Raw genomic sequence first — 20,870 nt, forward strand, 5'->3', positions numbered from 1 at the left:
CCTCGGTCGCGATGCAGATTTGCACGGCGACTCCAACTCAGAAGGTCTGGGGCTCCGTCCGGGAGCACCACGCTCCCGGCCGGCCCGTCAGCCGTTCCGCAGGCCCCCACCCCCCGGACCCCGAGCCCCCAAACCCCTGCGGGTCAGAAGTACGCGTCGATCTTCAGCCCCGCCTGCTCGCACGCGCTCCGCCCGCCGCGGCCGTCGTCCGCCAGGGGCCGCTCGGCGAGGATCTCCCGGGCACGGGCCGAGGAGAGGCTGGCGGCGTACCAGGGCCGGGCCCGGTTCTCCAGGTCGGTGCGGATCAGCTGCAGCGCGCACGTCCGCTTGGCGCCGGGCAGCCGGTCGAGGGCGGGGCCGGCGTCCGGCGAGAGGTCCCGGACGTTGCGCAGGTCGATCCGGCCGGTCCGCTCGTAGCGGGCGACGTTCTGCTCGGCGACGATCGCGTCCGGCCCCATCAGCCCGTAGACCACGGCGGCGAGCGCGCCGCTGAGCACGACGGCGCGCGGCAGCCAGCCCGCGGAACGGGTGAACCCGGCGGCGATGAGCAGGGCGAACACGCCGCCCAGCCAGATCTCCACCACCAGCACCCAGAGCCGGAGCCGGGTGAGGCCCGAGGCGTCGACGTAGAACCACATCCGCCCGAGCGCCGACGCGACGACGGTCAGGGCGAGCACGCAGAGCAGGCCCAGCAGGATCCGCGCCAGTCGGCGGTCGGCGGGCGTGGTGCGCGGCGCCCAGCGCTTGGCGACGGCGACGACCACGAGCGTGAGCACCGTGATGACGGACAGCTGCCAGAAGCCCTGCCGCGCGTACTCGGAGCGGCTCATCCCGGTGTTCCGCAGGACGGCGTCGGCGCCCCCGAGCACCACCACGGCCTGGATGACCGCGAAGACGCCGAACATCAGGTCGAGTGCGACGAGCGGCAGCGCCCACTCCAGCCGCCCGCGGGCCCGGCCGGGCCGGACCACCGTGCGGTCCCAGCGGCGCGGGCCGGCCGCGATGTGCGCGAAGCCGAGCGCGGTGAGCAGCCCGACCGCGAACAGCACGGCGCGCACCGGGAGCCGGTCGAGGTCGATGCTCGGGCTGAGGCTGTCCAGGACGTCCGCCATGGCGGCGTCGGCCCCGGCGAACAGCCAGCCGAAGACGACGAGGAGCACGGCGGCGACCGCGAGCGCCTTGAGCACCGGGACGATCCGGCCCCGGCTGCGCATGCGGTGCCCGGCCAGGCCGTCGGCGGCCCAGCGCACGCCCGGCCCCACCTGCCAGAGGACGCCCGGCAGGGCGAGCAGCACACCCGGCCAGCGGCGGCCGCCGTGCAGCGCGAGCGAGGCCAGCGCCAGCGCTCCGACCACCGCGATCACCACCGGCCAGCCGGCCTCCCACAGGGCCGGGACGGCGAGCAGGGCGAGCGCGAGCGCGCTCCAGGCGACCGTCCAGGGCCGGGCCCGGCGGCCCGCCCCACGGGCGGCGAGCCCGGCGCCGACCGCCGCGGCGACCCCGCAGACCGTCAGCCCGACGCCGATGCCGTCGCCCAGCAGCCAGGCCGTCAGGAGGCCGGTGAGCAGCGCCGCGACGAGCACCCGCGGTGTGGCGGCGGCCTTGCCGTCGGGGTCGCTGGGCCGCAGCCACGAGAACGTCTTCGGGGCGGGCCGGCCCGGCCCCCAGGCGGCCCCGGCGGGCGGCGGATCGGCCGGGGCGGGGCTGGACAGCGCGGACATGAGTCCCCCTCAAGTGGTCGATGGGCAGGCGGGAGCCGCCCTCCGGGCAGCCCGCCGGCAGACGCGCTCGGCGTTGTCGCCGCAGCCGACTGTAGAGCATTCTGAACAAGTTCAAAAGTTTGATCTGAACGCGTTCAGCTCACCCTGACCTGCCCCGACCAACCCCGGCCGGTCCCAGCCGGTCCCGACCTCCCGGCCTCCCCCGCCCCCGACCAGACCGGTTCCCCGGCTACCCCTTCACCGACCCCGCCAGCAGCCCTCGGACGAAGTACCGCTGGAGGCTGAAGAAGACGATCAGCGGGACGACGATCGACAGGAACGCCCCCGCCGTCAGCAGCTCCCAGCGCCCGCCGAACGACCCGGACAACTGCGCCAGCCGCACGGTCATCGGCGCCACCTCCGGCGTGCCGCCCGCGAACGTCAGCGCCACCAGCAGGTCGTTCCAGACCCACAGGAACTGGAAGATCGCGAACGAGGCCAGCGCCGGCGTGCACAGCGGCAGCACGATCGACCGGAAGATCTTGAAGTGCGAGGCTCCGTCCACCACCGCCGCCTCCATCAGGTCCCGCGGCAACTGCGCGATGAAGTTGTGCAGCAGGAACACCGCCAGCGGCAGCGCGAACATGGTGTGCGCCAGCCAGACCGGTGCGTAGCTGCCCTTCAGGTCCACCGCCGGGATCAGCGTCAGCGAGCCCAGGTGCGCGCCGCCCGAGAACAGGCGCAGCAGCGGGATCAGCGCCATCTGGATCGGCACCACCTGAAGCGCGAACACCACGAAGAACACCACGTCGCTGCCCCGGAACCGCACCCACGCCAGCCCGTACGCCGCCATGGCCGCCAGCACCAGCGGGAAGACCGTCGCCGGGACGCTGATCGCCAGCGAGTTGACCAGGAACGGCATCAGGCCGGTCGAGACGCCGGAACCGCCCTCGAACAGCACGGTGTGGTAGTTGCCGAGGCCGAGGTCCGGGTGCAGGAGGGCGTTCCACCAGCCGTCCGTCGTGACGTCCTGCTTGGGCCGCAGCGACGTCACCAGCAGGCCCAGCGTGGGGATCGTCCACAGCACCGTCACCGCGATGACGAACACCGAGGCGAGCGGACTGCTGAACGCCTTGCGCACCGGGCCCCGGGGACCACCGTTCATCGCACCCCACGCTCCTTCCGCAGCTGGACGATGTTGTAGGCCACCAGCGGCAGCACCGCGAGGAAGAGGATCACCGCGAGCGCGCTGCCCCGGCCGGTGTCGAACTGCACGAAGGACTGCGAGTACATCTCGTTCGCGAGCACCTGGGTGCCGAAGTTGCCGCCCGTCATGGTGCGGACGATGTCGAAGGCCTTCAGCGTGGTGATCATGACGGTGGTCAGCACGACCACGACCGTCGTGCGGATCATCGGCACGGTGACGTACCAGAACAGCCGCAGCCCGCCGGCGCCGTCCAGCCGGGCCGCCTCGGTGATCTCGTCCGGGATCGCCTTGATCGCCGCCGACAGCACCACCATCGCGAAGCCCGTCTGCACCCAGACCATGACCACCATCAGCAGGAAGGTGTTCAGCGGCTGGTCGAGCATCCAGTTCGGAGGGTCGTGCCAGCCCAGTGCGACGGCCAGCTGGCTGAGCAGGCCGATCTGCGACTGGCCGGGGCCGCGCGACTCGTAGACGAACTTGAAGATGATCGACGCGCCGACCAGCGAGATCGCCATCGGCATGAAGATCAGCGACTTGTAGACCGCCTGACCGCGCATCCGGTCCACCAGCAGTGCCAGCACCAGACCGAGGCCGGTCGCCGCCAGCGGCGCGATCACCAGCCACAGCGCGGTGTTGACCAGCACGTGCCGGACGGAGTCGGTGGTGAACGCCCAGCCGAAGTTCTCGCCGCCGACGAAGTGGGAGCTGTCGTCGCCGAAGAAGCTCAGGTAGACCGTGCGCAGCAGCGGTGCGACCAGGCCGACCAGGAGCAGCAGCACGGCCGGGCCGAGGAACACCGCGACGGCCAGCGGCCGGGCCAGACGGCCCCGGGCCCGGCCCGCCGCGAGGAAGACCAGCAGCAGGATCCCGAGGAAGCCCGCGACCGCGCCGAAGGTGTTGCCGAACTTGATCGCCGCGTCGCCCCACGCGCCGCCGGCGAGCGCGGCGGGCGGGGGCGGGGTACCGGGTACGGACATGGCTGTGCGTCCCTCCTGGTTCCGGTGGGAAGGGGGTGCCGGTGGGAAGGGGGCGGGCGATGCGGGTGGGTGGCCCCGCACCGCCCTCGACAGGTGGTCCCGTGACGGCGCCGGGCGTGGGGCCCCGGAGCGGCGCCCGCCGTCGCGGCGCCGCGAGGCGTGCCCGGCCGCGGGCTACTGCGGCCAGGCGGCGTCGATGTCGCCCGCGACCTTCTGGATCGTCTGGCCCTCGGCGAACCAGGAGGTCAGCGACTTCCACTCCTGCCCGGAGCCGATCGCGGCCGGCATCATGTCGGAGGCGTCGAAGCGGAAGGTCGCGCCCGGGTCGGTCAGCGCGTCCGCCGACAGCCGGTCGACCGGGTCGGTGTACAGGCTCTTGTCGACGCCCTGGTTGGCCGAGACCCAGCCGGTGGCCGTCTTCACCCGGCTGCTCGCCCAGTCCGAGCTGGACAGGTAGTTCTGCACCGCCTGCGCCTCGGGCCGGTTCGAGAACGCGGTCAGGAACTCGCCACCGCCCTCGACCGGGCTGGGGACGCCGGGGTTCACCGCGGGCAGGTGGAAGGCGAACACGTCGCCGTCCGGAGCGATCTTGGTGTCCTTGGGCCACTGCGCCTTGTAGAAGGACGCCTGCTGGAGCATGAAGCACTTGCCGCTCAGGATCGGCGTGCCCGCGTCCTGGAACGTCGTCGTGGCGATCGACTTCACGTCGCCGAAGCCGCCGTTGACCCAGGCCGGGTTCTGCATCCAGCCGGCGACCGTCTTCATGGCGGTGGTGATCTTCTCGTCGGAGAACTTCACCTGGTGGCCCACCCACTGGTCGTACACGTCACCGCCGTACGTGCCCAGCACCACCTCCTCCAGCCAGTCGGTGGCCGGCCAGCCGGTGGCCGTGCCGGAGGCGATGCCGCCGCACCACGGCTTGCCGCCGCCCGCCTTGGCGATCCTGTCGCTGAGCGCCATCAGGTCGGCCCAGGTCTTCGGCACCTCGTAGCCGGCCGCCTTGAAGGCCTTCGGCGAGTACCAGACCAGCGACTTCATGTTGGCGCTCATCGGGGCCGCGTAGAACGTGCCGTTGACCGAGCCGTACGTCCGCCAGACCGGGCTCCACCGGTCCTGGTTGGTGACCGTCTGGGCGGGCGGCTTCACCACCTTGCCGCTCTTCACCATCTGCGCCAGCAGGCCGGGCTGCGGGATGATCGCGAAGTCCGGGGCGTTCCCGCCGGCCACGCGGACCGGCAGCTGGGACTCGAAGTCGTTCGACCCCTCGTAACTGATCCTGATCCCGGTGCACTTGGAGAACTCCGCCCAGGACTTCTCCAGGTTGTCCGACTCCGGGCTGAGGATCGAGGCGAACATCGTCACCGTGGTGCCCGAATGCCCGGCGTACGGCTGGTACTTGGCGCAGTCGCCGGACAGCGACTGGGCCGCTCCCCCGCCGTCGCCCGAACCGCCGGAGCTGTTGGAGCAGGCGGCGGTCAGCGCCAGCGCCGCGAGCAGCGCGGGCGCGGCGACCAGACGGCGGCGGGAACTCGGGGACGGTGCGGTCGGGTTGAGGGTCAATGCGGTTCTCCTCGCCAGGGCGTGCTGCCGGCTGTGGACCGAACGACATTGCGCTGTACCGGAGATGGTCGGCTGATCGGATCGTCGGATTGGACGTGCGGCCGATCCGACGACGTTAACCCAGCCGCCGGTCGCCGCCAAGGTCCGCGATCGACCTTCATCGCGTGGTGTCCCGGTCGTGACCCGACCGCGTCCCGACAAGCCGCCGCCCGTCTCCCCACGGGCTCCCGCCCCGCCAGGACACGCCGGCGGCCCCGCCCCGGAAGAGGACGGGGCCGCCGGACGGCCGTCCGTCAGAAGAGCCGGACCGGCAGCTCCAGCAGGCTGTTGACCACCAGCGACGGGCTCGGCCGCAGCTCCCCGTCCGGCACCCCGAGCGACAGCCCCGGGAACCGCTCGAACAGCGCCGGCAGCGCGACCCCCGCCTCCAGCCTGGCCAGCGGCGACCCCGGGCAGACGTGCGGACCGTGGCCGAAGGACAGGTGCCGGGAGGCGTCCCGGGTGACGTCGAACACCTCCGCCGTGATGCCGTGCTGCGCCGGGTCCCGGCCGATCGCGTTGTACGAGATCAGGACCGGCTCGCCCGCCGGGATCACCGTGTCGCCGACCGGGATGTCCTCGGCGGCGAAGCGGAACAGGAAGTTGCTGGTCGGCGGCGTCCAGCGGAGCGACTCCTCCACCACCGCGTCCCACGGCACCCGCCCCGACCGCACCAGCGCCAGCTGCTCCGGGTGGGCCAGCAGCGCCCGGACGGCGTTGCCGATCAGGTTCACCGTGGTCTCGTGACCGGCCGCGATGATCACCCGCAGGGTCGCCGCCGCCTCCGCGTCGGTCAGCGCGCCGCCCTCGGTGTCCGCCGCCAGCAACACGCTCGCCAGGTCGTCACCGGGGGTTGAACGGCGCTGCGCCACCAGGTCGTTGACGAAGGCGTTCAGCCCGGCAATGGTCGCCTGGATGCCCGCCGGGTCCGGCTTGATGCCGAAGAACCGCTCGTACAGGTCGCGCAGCACGCCGTGGTCCGACTCCGGCACGCCCAGCAGCGAGCAGATCACCGTCATCGGCAGCGGGAACGCGAACGCCGACTTCAGGTCCACCTCCGGCCCGCCCGCGGCCAGCGCGTCCAGCAGCCGGTGCGTGATCTCCTCGACGCGCGGGCGCATCAGCTCCACCCGGCGCGGGGTGAACGCCTGCGCCACCAGCGCCCGCAGCCGGCGGTGCTCGGCGCCGTCCGTGGTCACCATGCTCGGGCCCGGCACCGCGAGGCCGATCAGCGGCCAGGTCTTCGGGACCTCTCCGCGCTGGAAGGCGGCCCAGTGCGCGGCGTCCTTCACCAGCCGGGAATCGGTCAGCAGGTCGCGCGCCGCGGCGTGCCGGGTCACCGCCCACGCGGCGACCCCGCCGGGCAGCTCGACCGGCACCGCCGGACCGGCGGCGCGCAGCAGGGCGCCCTCGGCGGCGCTGTCGCGGGCCAGCGGGTCGAGGACGAACGGGGCCGGGGCCACGGACATCGGCAACTCTCCTTCGGGACTGCGGGACTGCGGGACTGCGGGGCTTCGGGACTGCGGGACTGCGGGATTTCGGGGCTTCGAGGCTTCGGGGCTTCGGGGCTTCGGGACTAACGAGAGGACGGAACTTCGAGCGGTTCGAGCGGTTCGAGCGGTGGGAAGGCCGAGGACAGACCGGTCAGGCCGCGTGCCCCGGGGTGAACGAGACCGGCAGCGCCACCAGCCCCCGCACCCACGCCGACGGCCGCCACACCAGCGCGTGCTCGGCCACCGCGAGCCGCAGGTCCGGCAGCCGGTCCAGCAGCACCTCGATCGCCGTCGTGGCGATCACCTCGGCCGCCTCCTGCGCGGGGAACGGGCAGCCGTGCTCGCCGTACGAGTAGCTCATGTGCGCCCGGTTGCCCTCGGCGGGCCGGCCGTCCGGCCGGCGCACCGACGGGTCGGAGTTCGCCCCGGCGAAGCCCAGCAGGAGCATGTCCCCCTCGGCGATCCGCTGGCCGCCGAGGTGGGTGTCCCGCACGGCCCACCGGCCGGCGAAGATCTGCGTCGGGGTGTCCTCCCAGAGCGCCTCGTTGAGGGCCTGGCTGATGCTGCGCCGGCCGCCCGCGAGCGAGGCCGCGAACCGCTCGTCGGTGAGCATCAGGCGCAGCGCGTTGGAGATCCAGTACGAGGACGGCTGGTGGCCGGCGATCAGCAGCACCCGCAGGTCGCGCATCACCTCGTCCTCCGTCAGCCCGGCCGGGTGCTCCAGCATGCGCGAGGCGACGTCGGCGCCCGGGTGCTCGGACTTCTCCCGCACCAGGGCGAGCATCAGCTCCAGCAGCCGCTGCGCGCCGGCCGGGGCGTCCGGGCCGCCGTCCAGCATGGTCAGCAGCGCCGCGATCAGCTCCGGACCCTGCTCCTCGTCCAGGCCGAGCACCCGGCACAGCACCAGCAGCGGCATCCGGTGCGCGTACTCGGCGACCAGGTCCGCCTCGCCGCGGCCCGCGAAGTCGTCGATCAGCCTGTCGGCGATCTCCTCGGCGTGCTTGCGCAGCTCGTACGGGTCGACCGCGGCCAGCGCGTCGGTGACCGCCCGGGAGCGGCGCACGTGCTCCTCGCCCTCGGCGTAGAGGATCGACGGCACCGGCGCCATCATCGGCTTCAGCGGCCAGTCGGCGGGCAGGGTGTCCCAGGCGTGCCAGCGGCTGGAGTCGCGGCCGAACAACTGGGGCTGCCCGGTCACCAGTTGGAGCTCGCGGTAGCCGATGACCAGCCAGGCGGGGACGCCGCCGGCCAGTTCGACCGGGGCCACCGGGCCGTGCTGGGCGCGCAGCTCGCGGTAGAGCTGGGCCGGGTCGGTCTGGAAGCGCGGCCCGTACAGCGGCGTGGCGCCTGCGTGCGCGGGGCAGCCCGGGGGCGGGGTGACGGCGGGCTCGGTCACGGGGTGCTCTCCTCGTACTGGTGCGCCTCGTACTGCTGCGCGGGGGATTCGGCGTGGCGGGAGGCGGCCGGCTGCACGGGGAGCCCGGCCTCGGCCTCCGCGAGCGCGGCCAGGTGGCCGACCAGCTCGATCAGCACCCGCTTGCCGGACTCCCGGTCCCGGGCGTCGCAGTCCACCAGCGGTACTTCCGGGGGCAGGTCGAGCGCCTCGCGGACCTGCTCCAGGGTGTGGGCCGGCTCGCCGAAGTTGTTGCGGGCCACGATGAACGGGGTGCCGTGGTGCTCCAGCCGGTCGATGGCGTACCAGGACTCCTCCAGGCGCCGGGTGTCCACCAGGACGACCGCGCCGAGCGCGCCGCTGAACAGGCGGTCCCACAGGAACCAGAAACGTTCCTGCCCCGGCGCGCCGAACAGGTAGAGCACCTGGCTCTCGGAGAGCGTGATCCGGCCGAAGTCGAAGGCGACCGTCGTGGAGCGCTTGCCCCACGTGCCGGCCGGGTCGATGCCCTCGCCCGCCCGCGTCATGACCTCCTCGGTGTTCAGCGGACGGATCTCGCTGACCGAGCCGACCAGCGTCGTCTTGCCGACGCCGAAGCCGCCGACCACGACGATCTTCAGCGCGTTGTCGGCGGTCGCGCGCAGCGGGGTGCGGCCGGTGACCGGGGCCGTCGCCGGGGCCTCCGTCGAAGCCGTCGAAACCGCCGGAGCCGCCGTCGTGGAGGGGTCAGAGCCGTTGGAGGCCATGCAGCACCTGCTTCAGCGTGTCGAGATCGGGCAGCCGCGCCTTGTTCGGCGCGAACCGGGGGTGCCGGGCGGTGACGGCCCCGGACTCCAGCAGGTCGCCGAGCAGGATCTTCACCACCGAGACCGGCAGCGCCAGCTCCGCCGCGACCTCCACGACGGCGGTCGGGGCCTCGCACATCCGCAGGATGCGCGCGTGCTCCGACTGCATGCCCGGCGCCGGCTCCCGCTCGGCGACGATCAGCGTGACCAGGTCGAAGGCGTTCTCCGGGGAGCGGCTGCGGCCCCGGGTGATCGTGTAGAGGCGGTCCGGGTCGTCGTCCCGACCCGGCAGGACCGGCCCGGCGTTCATGCCCGGGCGCTCTCGTGCGTCCCGGTCTCCTCCACCGACCTGGCCGGCGCGCTCAGGTGGACGCCGATCTGCTCGATCAGGCCGTGCATGTTGTGGCCGACCACGCCCACGTCCGCCTCGTCGTCCGTGACGACGGCCAGGTGCGCGCCCTCGCCGGCCGCCACGATGCACAGGATGCCGCCGTGGAACTCGGTCATCGACTGCCGGACGCCGCCGGTGCCGTCGCCGAACTCGATCGAGGCGCCGTGCGCCAGGCTCTGCAGGCCGGAGGCGATCGCGGCCAGCTGGTCGGCCCGGTCGGCGTCGAGGCCGGAGGTGTGGCAGAGCTTGAGGCCGTCGGCGGAGAGCACCAGGGCGTGCCGGGCGCCGGGGGTGACGCTCAGCAGGTTTTCCAACAGCCAGTCGAGGTCACGGTCGGTCGCGCTGCTCATCAGGAGTCCTTCTCGGTGACGGGGGAAGGGTCGGGCGTGGTGTCGGTGTCCGTGGTCGGGGCGTCCGTGGTCGCGGTGGCCAGGGTCGGGGCGTCCATGGTCGCGGTGTCCTCCGCGGCGCGCTGGGCGGCCCGGCGGAAGGCGCCGAACCGGGTGGCGGCCGTCGAGGCGTCCGCGCGGACGGGTTTCGCGGGCGGGGCCGCCGCCGCGGGGGCGGTGGCGGCGAGGGTCTGGCCGCGGCGGCGCTGCGGCAGGCCGCTGTCGGTGATCGGGGTGGGCGCGGGCGGCAGCGGGGCCGGTGCGGGGACCACCGGGGCAGTGGGCGCGGGCGGCAGCGGAGCGGGCGCCCGGCGTGCAGGGGTGAGCGCGGGGCGCACCGTCTCAGTGACCGGCGGCTGGACCGGGGCGGGCGCCGGAGCGCCGTGCGTGAGCAGCTGCTGCGGAACCAGCACCACCACGCCCGTACCGCCGCGCGCCGACGGCCGGAACGAGATCTGCAGGCCGTGCTTGCGGGCCAGCACGCCGACCACCGCGAGGCCCAGCCGGGTACCGGCGGAGAGCGTGGCGAGGTCCAACGGCTCGGCGGAGACGGCCCGTTCGGCCCGGCGCAGCCAGCTGTCGCTCAGGCCGAGACCGCTGTCCTCGACGGTGATCGCCAGCCCGGCCGACACCTCCTCGACGTAGACGTGCACCTCGGCCGGCGGGGCGGAGAAGTTGGTGGCGTTGTCGAGGAGTTCGGCCAGCGCGTGCATCACGCCCTCGGCCGCGTACCCGGCGACGGCCGCGGTGCTGGCGTTGTGCAGCCGCACCCGCTGGTAGGCGCCGATCCGGCCGAGCGCACCGCGCAGCACCGACTCCACCGCGATCGGCTTGGCCCAGCGGCGGCCCGAGCGCGCACCGGTGAGCACCGCGATGCTGTCGGCCATGCGGCCGGCCTGGGCGGTCGAGTGGTCCAGTCGCAGGAGGTCGCCGAGGACCTCCTCGTCGTGCCGGTGCTGCATCTCGCGCAGCTCCGCGTGCATGCTCGTGGCCAGCGCCTGGACGCGTCCGGCGGCCGTCGCGCACACCGCGAGCGCGGCGGCCCGCAGCCGTTCGCCCCGGCCGACCTCCTCCGCGACGACGCGCAGCAGCGCGTGCTGGGGGTGCGCACGGTGGGTGGTCAGCGCGCTGTCGACGGACGCGCCGTTCCGGAGCTTCTTCACGACCTCGGGCAGGACGCCGTCGGCGAGCCGGTCGAGGTCCGCGCGCTCGGCCTCGGCCGCGGCCCGGGCCTCCTCGGTCCGCGCCCGCGCCTCGTCGAGCTCGGCACCCAGCCGGGCCAGCTCGGCGTGCGCGGCGACGACGTCCGCCGCGACCCGGGCCTGCTCGGCCCGGGCGGCGTCCCGCTCGGCGCGGGCGGAGGCCGCGTCGTCGTGCGCGGCGGTCTCGGCCTGCCGGGCGGAGCCGGCGAGGACGAGGGCGGCGGTGGTCTCCTGGTGCTGGACGGCGAGGTCCTCGGCCAGCCGCCGGGAGCGCTCGGTCCCGCTCGCGGCCACGCCGACGGCGATCAGCCACAGGACGCTGACGGCCCCGACGGCGAGCGCGGTCAGCGGCTGGTGGGCGCCCAGCGCCCGGCCGATCCCGACCGGCGCGGCGACCAGGGCGAGCAGGACGGCCGCGGCGGTCAGCACGACGGTCCGTGGCGCGGGCGGTCGGCGCGGGCCGCCGTCGGAGCTGGTGGCTTCTCTCATCAGTGCGGTCCTCGACAACGGCGGCGGCTCGGGCGGCGGATCGGCGACACTGGTGGCACTAGTGGCACCGACGGTGGTTCGAGCGCATACGAGGCCGCCCGGCGGCGTCGCGAAACGTCTCCGGGCGGCTGATCGATTCACGCTTTCGGCCGATCATATCGATTCAGACATTGCCCTCAAGCAGCCAGTTGACGGTCAATCTCGTTCATTCACGTCGCCTACACCGATTCGCGACGTCCGACGGATGCCCACGGCACGCCCACCGCACGCCCGACCGAGCCGAAAACAGACGCCGAGCGGGCGCCCGACCGAACCGCACCCGCCCTCAGGCCAGCTTCGCCTCCACCGCCTGCCGGACGGCCCCCAGGTCCAGCCCGTGATCGACGATCACCCGCGCCCCGAGCCCGTCCCCCTCCCGGATCACCCCGAGCAGCAGGTGCCCCACCGCGATCTGACCGGACTTCAGCCGCAGCGACTCCCGCAGCGACAGCTCCAGTGCCTTCTTCGCCCCGGAGCCGAACCGACTGCGGGCCGGTTTCGCGTCCGCCTGCCTGAACCAGCCGCGCCGCTTCGGCCCCTCCTCGGCCGGCGCGTCCAGCGCCCCCTCGCCGAAGGCCGCCTCCACGGCCGACCGGACGGCGTCCAGGTCCACCCCGATCGAGGCCAGCGCCTCGGCGTCGTCGCGCGGCCCGATCAGCCGGGCCACCGCCTGCCGCGCCGTCTCCCGGTCCAGGCCGGCGTCGATCAGGACCGCGGCCCCGGGGTCCGCCTCCTGCGCCAGGATCCCCAGCAGCAGGTGCTCCGTGCCGACACCGGCCTGCCGCAGCAGCCGGGCCTCGTCCTGGGCCACGAACACCACGCTCCGCGCCCCGTCGGTGAATCGCTCGAACATCGCTCAGTCTCCGTCCTGTTCCGGGCCGGCCCCCCGCCGGGCGTACTTCTTGTGCACGGCCTGCCGGGTCACCCCGAGGCAGACCGCGATGTCCTGCCAGGACCAGCCCTGCGCACGGGCGTTGCCCACCTGGAGCTTCTCCAGGCGGTCCGCCAGGTCGCGCAGGGCCCGGACCGACCGGAGCCCCACGGCGGGGTCCCGGCTGCTCGCGGCTGCCGCGAGCTCTCCGCTCTCGCTCATGGTGTCAACTTTGGTTGACGCGGGCGCATGTGTCAACCCTGGTTGACATCAGCGATGGCCGAAGCGCTCCGCCAGGGTCTCCTCGAAGGTGCCCCGGCCCACCGCGCGCTCCGGGGTGAGGAGGCCGCCCGCCCGCAGCTCGCGGACGGCCGAGCCCGGGAGGCTCAGGGGGAGCAGCAGCCGGCGGCGGCCGGTGGCGCGCAGGTAGGCCTCGGCCAGGTCCCGGTACGTCCGCGCCTGCGGGCCGCCGACCTCGGGCGCGTACCCGGACGGCCCCTCCCCCACCAGCTCCACGACGTGCGCGGCGGCCTCCCGGACGTCCACCGGCTGGCACCGCACCCCGGTGAGCACCGGGAACACCGGCAGCTTCGCCGAGGCGCCGAAGAACCTCAGCAGCAGGTCGTGGAACTGCGTCGCCCGCAGCACCGTCCAGCCCAGCCGGGACTCCCGCACGACCCGCTCGCACGCGTACTTCGTCCGGTAGTACGGGATCGGCACCCGGTCGACGCCGACGATCGACACATACACGAGGTGCCGCACCCCGGCCCGTTCGGCCGCCGCGACCAGGTGCCGCACGGCGTCCAGGTCCTTCTTGCCCTGGGAGGTCGCGCAGTCGATCACCGTCTCCACCCCGGCCACCGCCGCAGCGACCCCGTCCCCCGTCACCAGGTCGCCGGCCACCCACTCGACCTCGTCCGCCCCGTCGCCCCGGACCCGCCGGCTCAACCCGCGCACCGCCACCCCACGCGCGACCAGCAGCCGCACCACCTCCCGCCCCAACGTCCCCGTCGCCCCGGTCACCAGCACCGTCATGACTCACCCGCTCCTCTCCGAAAGCCCTTCACCCCCTACCGACAGTCCACCGGCCCCATCCGTGACATCGGCATTCCCGAGGCGGAGGGACACGCCGATACGGGCGGACACTCATGCGGACGGGCATGAAAAAAGCGGGGCGAGGACCGTGAAGTCCTCGCCCCGCTTCAGTGGTTCACCTCAGGCGAGGTGGCACCGGGGTCGGGCGTGATCAGCTGCAGCCGCTGGTGGAGCCGCAGCCCTCGCAGAGGTAGCAGCTGCCGGCGCGGCGCATCTTGGTGCCGCAGGAGAAGCACAGCGGGGCGTCGGCGTTGAGGCCGAGCTGGATCTCCATCAGCTCCGTGGAGTTGTGGGCCTGCTTCGCCGGGGCCTTGGGCGCCGGCGCGGCCGGGGCCGGGGCGGGCTTGGCGGCCACCGGGGCCACCGGGGCGGACTGGGCGAGGGACTCGGTGTCGAGCTCCTCGGCCTCCAGCGGCTCGTACGAACCCGTCTCCAGGTGGCGCTGGCGCTCCTCGACGGAGTGGATGCCGAGCGCCGAGCGGGTCTCGAAGGGCAGGAAGTCCAGCGCCAGGCGGCGGAAGATGTAGTCGACGATCGACTGCGCCATCCGCACGTCCGGGTCGTCGGTCAGGCCGGCCGGCTCGAAGCGCATGTTGGTGAACTTCGAGACGTAGGTCTCCAGCGGCACGCCGTACTGGAGGCCGACCGAGACGGCGATGGAGAAGGCGTCCATCATGCCCGCGAGGGTCGAGCCCTGCTTGGACATCTTCAGGAAGACCTCGCCGAGGCCGTCGTCCGGGTAGGAGTTGGCCGTCATGTAGCCCTCGGCGCCACCGACCGTGAAGGAGGTGGTGATGCCCGGGCGGCCCTTGGGCAGGCGCTTGCGGACCGGGCGGTACTCGACGACCTTCTCGACCGCGGCGGGGGCCTGGGCCTCCTCGGCCTTGGTCTCGGAGTCCTTCTTCTTGGCCGAGAGCGGCTGGCCGACCTTGCAGTTGTCGCGGTAGATGGCGAGCGCCTTGACGCCCATCTTCCACGCCTCGAAGTAGATCTCCTCGATCTCCTCGACGGTGGCGCTCTCGGGCATGTTCACGGTCTTGGAGATGGCGCCGGAGATCCACGGCTGGATCGCGGCCATCATCCGCACGTGGCCCATGGCCGAGATGACGCGCTCGCCCATCGCGCAGTCGAACACCTCGTAGTGCTCGGCCTTGAGGCCCGGCGCGTCGACGACGTTGCCGTGCTCGCCGATGTGGGCGACGACCGCCTCGATCTGCTCGTCCTGGTAGCCGAGGCGCTTGAGGGCGCGCGGGACGGTGCCGTTGACGATCTGCATCGAGCCGCCGCCGACGAGCTTCTTGAACTTGACCAGGGCGAGGTCGGGCTCGACGCCGGTGGTGTCGCAGTCCATCATCAGGCCGATGGTGCCGGTCGGGGCGAGGACCGAGGCCTGGGCGTTGCGGAAGCCGTTCTGCGCGCCGAGGCGCAGCACGTCCTGCCAGGTCTTGTTGGCCGCGAGCCAGACCGGGGCGTCCAGGTCGTCGAGGGAGACGGCGTCCAGGGAGGCGTCCGCGTGCTGCTTCATGACCCGCTGGTGCGGGGCGGCGTTGCGGGCGTAGCCGTCGTACGGGCCGACGACGCCGGCGAGCTCGGCGCCGCGGCGGTAGGCGGTGCCGGTCATCAGCGAGGTGATGGCGCCGGCCAGGGCGCGGCCGCCCTCGCTGTCGTAGGCGTGGCCGGTGGCCATCAGCAGGGCGCCGAGGTTGGCGTAGCCGATGCCGAGCTGGCGGTAGGCGCGGGTGGTCTCGCCGATCTTCTCGGTCGGGAAGTCGGCGAAGCAGATGGAGATGTCCATCGCGGTGATGACCAGCTCGACGACCTTGGCGAAGGTGGCGGCGTCGAACCCCTGCCCACCGTTGGACGCAGTGTCGTCGCGCAGGAACTTCATCAGGTTGAGCGAGGCGAGGTTGCAGCTGGAGTTGTCCAGGTGCATGTACTCGGAGCAGGGGTTGGACGCGTTGATGCGGCCGGACTCCGGGCAGGTGTGCCAGTGGTTGATGACGGAGTCGTACTGGATGCCGGGGTCGGCGCAGGCCCAGGCGGCCTCGGCCATCTTGCGGAACAGCTTCTTCGCGTCGACGGTCTCGATGACCTCGCCGGTGAGGCGGGCGCGCAGGCCGAATTCGGTGCCGTTCTCGACGGCGGTCATGAATTCGTCGGAGACGCGGACCGAGTTGTTGGCGTTCTGGTACTGGACGGAGGCGATGTCGTCGCCGCCGAGGTCCATGTCGAAGCCCGCGTCGCGCAGGGCGCGGATCTTCTCCTCCTCCTTCACCTTGGTCTCGATGAAGGCCTCGACGTCCGGGTGGTCGACGTCGAGCACGACCATCTTGGCGGCCCGGCGGGTGGCGCCGCCGGACTTGATGGTGCCGGCGGAGGCGTCGGCGCCGCGCATGAAGGAGACCGGGCCGGAGGCGTTGCCGCCGGAGGTGAGGAGCTCCTTGGAGGAGCGGATGCGGGAGAGGTTGAGGCCGGCGCCGGAGCCGCCCTTGAAGATCATGCCCTCTTCCTTGTACCAGTCGAGGATCGACTCCATGGAGTCGTCGACGGCCAGGATGAAGCAGGCGCTGACCTGCTGGGGCTGCTTGGTGCCGACGTTGAACCAGACCGGCGAGTTGAAGCTGAACACCTGGTGGAGGAGGGCGTGGGTCAGCTCGTGCTCGAAGATCTCGGCGTCGTCCTTGGTGGCGAAGTAGCCGTGCTTCTCGCCGGCGGCGCGGTAGGTGAGCACCACGCGGTCGATGATCTGCTTGAGGCTCCACTCGCGCTGCGGGGTGCCGACGGCGCCGCGGAAGTACTTGGACGTGACGATGTTGACCGCGTTGACCGACCAGAAGTCGGGGAACTCGACGCCGCGCTGCTCGAAGTTGACCGACCCGTCGCGCCAGTTGGTCATGACGACGTCGCGCCGCTCCCAGCGGACCTCGTCGTACGGGTGGACGCCAGGGGTGGTGTAGATGCGCTCCATCCGGAGACCGCCCTTGGGCGCCTTGCCGGCACCCTTCGCCGCGGCCTTGTCGGACTTCGACCCGCGTGCGGAACCGCTCGTGGTGTCTGTCACTTCTCGCTCCTCCTCCTGGGCAAACGCCCGACTCCTGGGCAAACGCCCGTGGTGCCCCGAAAAGTCCGGGCACCGCTGGTTCGTTCTTCCGGTGTGCGGGCAGGCGAGAGCCTCGCCCGCTTGCGCACGGTTTGTGATGTTCTGTGCCCGGATTCCGGGCACGCGTGGGCCCCGGAGGGCCGTCGTGGCACGGCCCGGCCCCGTGGGGCCGGGTGGGGGGCGCCTCCTAGGGCGCGGCGGCGGCAACGGGCACGCAGGCGCCCTCCGCCTCGGCGGGCCGTCCGGCGCGGATCTCCGCGATGGCGGCCTCGAAGTCTTCCAGTCCGTCGTACGCCTGGTACACGCTGGCGAAGCGCAGGTAGGCGACCACGTCGAGTTCCTTGAGCGGGCCGAGTATGGCCAGCCCGACGTCGTGGGTGGTCAGCTCGGCGTTGCCGGTGGCGCGCACGCACTCCTCGACCCGCTGGCCGAGCAGGGCGAGGGCGTCCTCGGTGACCGGGCGGCCCTGGCAGGCCTTGCGGACGCCGGAGATGACCTTCTCCCGGGAGAACGGCTCGGTGACCCCACTGCGCTTGATGACCATCAGCGCGGCCGTCTCCACGGTGGTGAAGCGGCGGCCGCAGTCCGGGCACTGCCGGCGACGGCGGATCGAGCTGCCGTCCTCGGTGGTCCGGCTGTCGACGACGCGGCTGTCGGAGTGCCGGCAGAAGGGGCAGTGCACCTGAAGGATCCCTCCCTGGCAGGACGTGCGGACTGGGTCGAGTCTATGCGATGTGCCCCGGGCCTCGGCAAGCTGATCATGCGCCGTGACCACTACCACTGGGCACGGAGAGGACTGTAGCCACTAGATGTAGGCCTCGGGGGGAAGCGACACCCCTGGCGTGTCGACGCCGATTAGACTGCGGAAGTCGAGTTCTTGTCGAACATTCGATCGATGTACAACAAAGCCTTGATCGAGTCAGCCAACTCTCGAATAATTCACTCGAACGTGTGTTTGGCGCAACCTTTCGATACGGGGTGCGTTGGGCTGGAAAAGGGAGAGGACAGCCGTCGAGAGGGGCCGCCGTGAACACCATCGAAAGCAACACCATCCCGGTGCAGGAACACTCCCAGTTCAAGGTGGGGCAGCGCACCACGAATCAGCAGAGTGTGGACGTCAGCATGGACCGTAGCGAAGACCACCGCCTCTCCGGCACGGCCGTTTCCAGCGCGAGCCGCGTCCCCGATCAGCCGATCGAACACTCCCCCGTCCTGGACGAGGCCCACCCCGCGCCCGCGCGGGCGATGCCCGGCCGCCCCCCCGGGATCCGCACCGACGAGGCCGGGCTCACCGAGCGCCAGCGCCGCGTCATCGAGGTCATCCGGGATTCCGTCCAGCGCCGGGGCTACCCGCCGTCCATGCGCGAGATCGGCCAGGCCGTCGGCCTGTCCAGCACCTCCTCGGTCGCCCACCAGCTGATGGCCCTGGAGCGCAAGGGCTTCCTGCGCCGGGACCCGCACCGCCCGCGCGCCTACGAGGTCCGCGGCGTCGAGGTGGCCCGCCCGAACACCGCCGAGACGGCCGGCCGGCCGTCCACCTCGTACGTCCCGCTGGTCGGCCGGATCGCCGCCGGCGGTCCGATCCTGGCCGAGCAGACGGTCGAGGACGTCTTCCCGCTGCCGCGCCAACTGGTCGGCGAGGGCGAGCTGTTCGCGCTCACCGTGCGCGGCGACTCGATGATCGAGGCGGCCATCTGCGACGGCGACTGGGTCACCGTGCGCCGCCAGCCGGTCGCCGAGAACGGCGACATCGTGGCCGCGATGATCGACGGCGAGGCCACCGTCAAGCGGCTCAAGCGCGAGGACGGCCGGATCTGGCTGATGCCGCACAACCCCGCCTACGAGCCGATCAACGGCGACAACGCGACCATCCTGGGCAAGGTGGTGGCGGTCCTGCGCCGCCTCTGAGCGGGTCCGCCCGCACGCACCGGGAAGGGGCTCCACCGCGTTCGCACGGGGAGCCCCTCCGGCGTTCCCCGAATCCTGCAAGGGGCCCGCGAGCGGTCTACGAGCCGCGCTTCACCACCGGCCTGACCGGCGCCGCCGAGGCGTCGATCGCCGCCAGCGAGCGGCGCACCTGGTTGCGGTCCGTCGTGTACCAGAACTCCGGCATCGAGGAGCGGAAGAAGCCCCCGTAGCGCTTGGTCGCCACCCGCGGGTCGAGCACCGCCACGATGCCGCGGTCGTCGGCCGCGCGGACCAGCCGGCCCGCGCCCTGCGCCATCAGCAGCGCCGCGTGCGTCGCCGCGACCGCCATGAAGCCGTTCCCGCCGCGCTGTTCGACGTCCTTCTGGCGGGCGCTCATCAACGGGTCGTCCGGCCGGGGGAACGGGATGCGGTCCATCACCACCAGCTGGCAGGCCGAGCCGGGCACGTCGACGCCCTGCCAGAGCGAGAGCGTGCCGAACAGGCAGGTGGTCGCGTCCGAGGCGAACTCGCGGATCAACTCGCCCAGGGTGTCCTCGCCCTGGAGCAGGATCCGGTTGTCCAGCCGCTCGCGCATCGCCTCGGCGGCGGCCTGCGCGCCGCGCATCGAGGAGAACAGGCCCAGCGTCCGGCCGCCGGCCGCGCCGATCAGCTCCGCCAACTCGTCGAGCATGTCCGGCCGTTCGGGGTCGCGGCCGGGCTCGGAGAGGTGCTTGGCGACGTACAGGATGCCCTGCTTGGGGTACTTGAACGGCGAACCGACGTCGATGCCGCGCCAGTGCGGCACCGCGTCCTCGCCGAAGCCTGCGCCGGCGTCCGGGTTGTCCCCGGGCGTGCGCTCGTCCGGCAGCCGGGCCTCCGAGGGCAGGCCGACCGAGCCGGCCACGCCGTTGAAGTCCCCGCCGAGCTTGAGCGTGGCCGAGGTCAGGACGACCGAGCGCTCCTTGTAGAGGCCCTCGCGCAGCAGCCCGGAGACGCTCAGCGGCGCGACCCGCAGCGAGGCCGTGCCCATCCCGAAGCGGTCGTTGCGCTCGATCCAGACCACGTCGTACTCGGAGTCCTCCAGCAGCCGCTCGGCGGTCTCGTGGACCGTCTCCACCGAGGCCATGGCCTGCTTGCGGACCGCGTCCTCGTCGGTGAGCCCCTTGTCCCTGGTCTCGCCGAGCGAGGTGATCACCTGCCGGGCGGAGTCCCGGATGGCCGTGACGGCGTACGCCAGGTACTCGGGCAGCTCCTCGACCCGGCCCGGCTGGGCGGTCTCCATCAGGCCGTGGTAGTTCTCGGCCGCGGCCTGGAGCGCGTCGACGGCCTTCTCGTTGGCGAGCCGCGCGGCCCGCTTGACCGCCCGGTTGACGGCGCCGACGGTCAGCTCGGCGGTGGCCGCGCCGGTGACCCGGTTGACCAGTTCGTGCGCCTCGTCGACGATCAGCAGCCCGTGCTCGGGCAGCACCGGCGCGCCCTCGATCGCGTCGATCGCGAGCATCGCGTGGTTGGTGACGACGACGTCCGCGAGCTTGGCCCGCTCCCTGGCCTTCTCCGCGAAGCACTCCTGCCCGTACGCGCAACGCGTCGCGCCCAGGCACTCCTTGGACGTGACCGACAGCTGGGACCAGGCCCGGTCGGACACGCCGGGGCTCATGTCGTCGCGGTCGCCGGTCTCGGTCTCGTCCGCCCACTCGCGCAGCCGCAGCACCTCCTGCCCGAGCTTGCTGGCCGGCCCGCCGAGCGCCTCGGCGGCGTCGAACAGGCCCTCGCCCTCGTCGCTCGGGGTGCCCTCGTTGGCCCGGTGCAGGCACAGGTAGTTGGAGCGGCCCTTGAGCATCGCGAACAGCGGCCGGCGGCGCAGCACCGGGTGCAGCGCGTCGACCGTGCGCGGCAAGTCGCGTTCGACCAGCTGGCGTTGGAGCGCCAGGGTGGCGGTGGCGACCACGACGCGGTCCCCGTGCGCGAGGGCCGGCACCAGGTACGCGAGGGACTTGCCGGTGCCGGTGCCGGCCTGGACGAGCAGGTGCTCGGCGTTGTCGACGGCGTCGGCGACGGCCTCGGCCATCTTCACCTGACCGGGGCGTTCCACGCCGCCGACGGACTCGACGGCGGCGTGGAGCAGCTCGGGGATGCGCGAGCGGGGGACCGCGACGGCTTCCCCGGTCTCGGCCGGGGCGGGTGCGTCCTCGCCGGGGAGCTGGGTTTGGGAGTCGTTCGTCATGACCCTCC

The 20,870-nt window shown here is 72.8% G+C and carries 17 protein-coding genes; 1 reads left to right on the top strand and 16 read right to left on the bottom strand.

All coding sequences use genetic code 11. The annotated features are described in order from the left end of the window. Positions 1-143: 143 nt before the first annotated feature. The 15 genes from ACFXDE_RS38615 to nrdR form a co-directional block, all read right to left on the bottom strand. Positions 144-1,721 (bottom strand): DUF4153 domain-containing protein, encoded by a 1,578-nt coding sequence (locus ACFXDE_RS38615; protein ID WP_380498998.1) that lies wholly within the window; start codon positions 1,719-1,721, stop codon positions 144-146. Positions 1,722-1,950: 229 nt separating this feature from the next. Further along, positions 1,951-2,865 carry a carbohydrate ABC transporter permease gene (locus ACFXDE_RS38620; RefSeq protein WP_380498999.1) on the bottom strand — a complete coding sequence of 305 codons (915 nt, stop codon included), beginning with the start codon at positions 2,863-2,865 and terminating at the stop codon, positions 1,951-1,953. Beyond that, complete coding sequence (locus tag ACFXDE_RS38625) at positions 2,862-3,884, bottom strand: carbohydrate ABC transporter permease (RefSeq protein ID WP_380499000.1); 1,023 nt, start codon at positions 3,882-3,884, stop codon at positions 2,862-2,864. Before ACFXDE_RS38625 ends, ACFXDE_RS38620 begins: the two co-directional genes overlap by 4 nt. Positions 3,885-4,058: 174 nt before the next feature. Further along, the gene (locus ACFXDE_RS38630) at positions 4,059-5,444 is read right to left on the bottom strand and encodes an ABC transporter substrate-binding protein (RefSeq protein WP_380439488.1); all 1,386 of its coding nucleotides are present in this window, start codon (positions 5,442-5,444) and stop codon (positions 4,059-4,061) included. A 293-nt stretch (positions 5,445-5,737) separates the two neighbouring features. Continuing rightward, a complete protein-coding gene (locus ACFXDE_RS38635; RefSeq protein ID WP_380499002.1) occupies positions 5,738-6,952 on the bottom strand; it encodes a cytochrome P450 in 1,215 nt (404 codons plus the stop codon). 175 nt (positions 6,953-7,127) lie between these two features. Beyond that, positions 7,128-8,372 carry a cytochrome P450 gene (locus tag ACFXDE_RS38640; protein WP_380499003.1) on the bottom strand — a complete coding sequence of 415 codons (1,245 nt, stop codon included), beginning with the start codon at positions 8,370-8,372 and terminating at the stop codon, positions 7,128-7,130. After that, positions 8,369-9,115, bottom strand: a complete 747-nt coding sequence (locus tag ACFXDE_RS38645; protein WP_380499004.1) for an ATP/GTP-binding protein — start codon at positions 9,113-9,115, stop codon at positions 8,369-8,371. Before ACFXDE_RS38645 ends, ACFXDE_RS38640 begins: the two co-directional genes overlap by 4 nt. Continuing rightward, the gene (locus ACFXDE_RS38650) at positions 9,096-9,464 is read right to left on the bottom strand and encodes a DUF742 domain-containing protein (protein WP_329924666.1); all 369 of its coding nucleotides are present in this window, start codon (positions 9,462-9,464) and stop codon (positions 9,096-9,098) included. Before ACFXDE_RS38650 ends, ACFXDE_RS38645 begins: the two co-directional genes overlap by 20 nt. After that, positions 9,461-9,895 (bottom strand): roadblock/LC7 domain-containing protein, encoded by a 435-nt coding sequence (locus tag ACFXDE_RS38655; RefSeq protein WP_329924667.1) that lies wholly within the window; start codon positions 9,893-9,895, stop codon positions 9,461-9,463. Before ACFXDE_RS38655 ends, ACFXDE_RS38650 begins: the two co-directional genes overlap by 4 nt. After that, positions 9,895-11,625, bottom strand: coding sequence for a sensor histidine kinase (locus tag ACFXDE_RS38660; RefSeq protein WP_380499005.1), 1,731 nt, complete (start codon positions 11,623-11,625; stop codon positions 9,895-9,897). Before ACFXDE_RS38660 ends, ACFXDE_RS38655 begins: the two co-directional genes overlap by 1 nt. Before the next feature lie 325 nt (positions 11,626-11,950). Beyond that, complete coding sequence (locus ACFXDE_RS38665; protein ID WP_380439478.1) at positions 11,951-12,517, bottom strand: Clp protease N-terminal domain-containing protein; 567 nt, start codon at positions 12,515-12,517, stop codon at positions 11,951-11,953. Positions 12,518-12,520: 3 nt separating this feature from the next. Beyond that, entirely contained in the window at positions 12,521-12,757 is a 237-nt protein-coding gene (locus ACFXDE_RS38670) for a helix-turn-helix domain-containing protein (RefSeq protein ID WP_359964858.1), read from the bottom strand. A gap of 48 nt (positions 12,758-12,805) precedes the next feature. Beyond that, positions 12,806-13,570 carry an SDR family oxidoreductase gene (locus ACFXDE_RS38675; protein WP_380499006.1) on the bottom strand — a complete coding sequence of 255 codons (765 nt, stop codon included), beginning with the start codon at positions 13,568-13,570 and terminating at the stop codon, positions 12,806-12,808. Between the two features lie 211 nt (positions 13,571-13,781). After that, positions 13,782-16,691, bottom strand: a complete 2,910-nt coding sequence (locus tag ACFXDE_RS38680) for a vitamin B12-dependent ribonucleotide reductase (RefSeq protein ID WP_380499007.1) — start codon at positions 16,689-16,691, stop codon at positions 13,782-13,784. A 226-nt stretch (positions 16,692-16,917) separates the two neighbouring features. After that, entirely contained in the window at positions 16,918-17,412 is a 495-nt protein-coding gene (gene nrdR / locus ACFXDE_RS38685) for a transcriptional regulator NrdR (RefSeq protein ID WP_363651086.1), read from the bottom strand. A gap of 344 nt (positions 17,413-17,756) precedes the next feature. Here nrdR and lexA point away from each other — a divergent pair, with 344 nt between their 5' ends. Further along, a complete protein-coding gene (gene lexA / locus ACFXDE_RS38690) occupies positions 17,757-18,638 on the top strand; it encodes a transcriptional repressor LexA (protein WP_380499008.1) in 882 nt (293 codons plus the stop codon). A 97-nt stretch (positions 18,639-18,735) separates the two neighbouring features. Here lexA and ACFXDE_RS38695 read toward each other — a convergent pair whose 3' ends face one another. Beyond that, positions 18,736-20,862 (bottom strand): ATP-dependent DNA helicase, encoded by a 2,127-nt coding sequence (locus ACFXDE_RS38695; protein WP_380439468.1) that lies wholly within the window; start codon positions 20,860-20,862, stop codon positions 18,736-18,738. Between the last annotated feature and the right edge of the window lie 8 nt (positions 20,863-20,870).

The organism is Kitasatospora sp. NPDC059408, from assembly GCF_042751525.1.
Classification (GTDB): Bacteria; Actinomycetota; Actinomycetes; order Streptomycetales; family Streptomycetaceae; genus Kitasatospora.

Coding starts and splice junctions, on each gene's coding strand:
- ACFXDE_RS38620 (WP_380498999.1), bottom strand. CDS start 2,865: ATGAACGGTGGTCCCCGGGGCCCGGTGCGCAAGGCGTTCAGCAGTCCG.
- ACFXDE_RS38645 (WP_380499004.1), bottom strand. CDS start 9,115: ATGGCCTCCAACGGCTCTGACCCCTCCACGACGGCGGCTCCGGCGGTT.
- ACFXDE_RS38625 (WP_380499000.1), bottom strand. CDS start 3,884: ATGTCCGTACCCGGTACCCCGCCCCCGCCCGCCGCGCTCGCCGGCGGC.
- ACFXDE_RS38695 (WP_380439468.1), bottom strand. CDS start 20,862: ATGACGAACGACTCCCAAACCCAGCTCCCCGGCGAGGACGCACCCGCC.
- ACFXDE_RS38675 (WP_380499006.1), bottom strand. CDS start 13,570: ATGACGGTGCTGGTGACCGGGGCGACGGGGACGTTGGGGCGGGAGGTG.
- ACFXDE_RS38660 (WP_380499005.1), bottom strand. CDS start 11,625: ATGAGAGAAGCCACCAGCTCCGACGGCGGCCCGCGCCGACCGCCCGCG.
- ACFXDE_RS38665 (WP_380439478.1), bottom strand. CDS start 12,517: ATGTTCGAGCGATTCACCGACGGGGCGCGGAGCGTGGTGTTCGTGGCC.
- ACFXDE_RS38670 (WP_359964858.1), bottom strand. CDS start 12,757: ATGAGCGAGAGCGGAGAGCTCGCGGCAGCCGCGAGCAGCCGGGACCCC.
- ACFXDE_RS38615 (WP_380498998.1), bottom strand. CDS start 1,721: ATGTCCGCGCTGTCCAGCCCCGCCCCGGCCGATCCGCCGCCCGCCGGG.
- ACFXDE_RS38650 (WP_329924666.1), bottom strand. CDS start 9,464: ATGAACGCCGGGCCGGTCCTGCCGGGTCGGGACGACGACCCGGACCGC.
- ACFXDE_RS38635 (WP_380499002.1), bottom strand. CDS start 6,952: ATGTCCGTGGCCCCGGCCCCGTTCGTCCTCGACCCGCTGGCCCGCGAC.
- ACFXDE_RS38655 (WP_329924667.1), bottom strand. CDS start 9,895: ATGAGCAGCGCGACCGACCGTGACCTCGACTGGCTGTTGGAAAACCTG.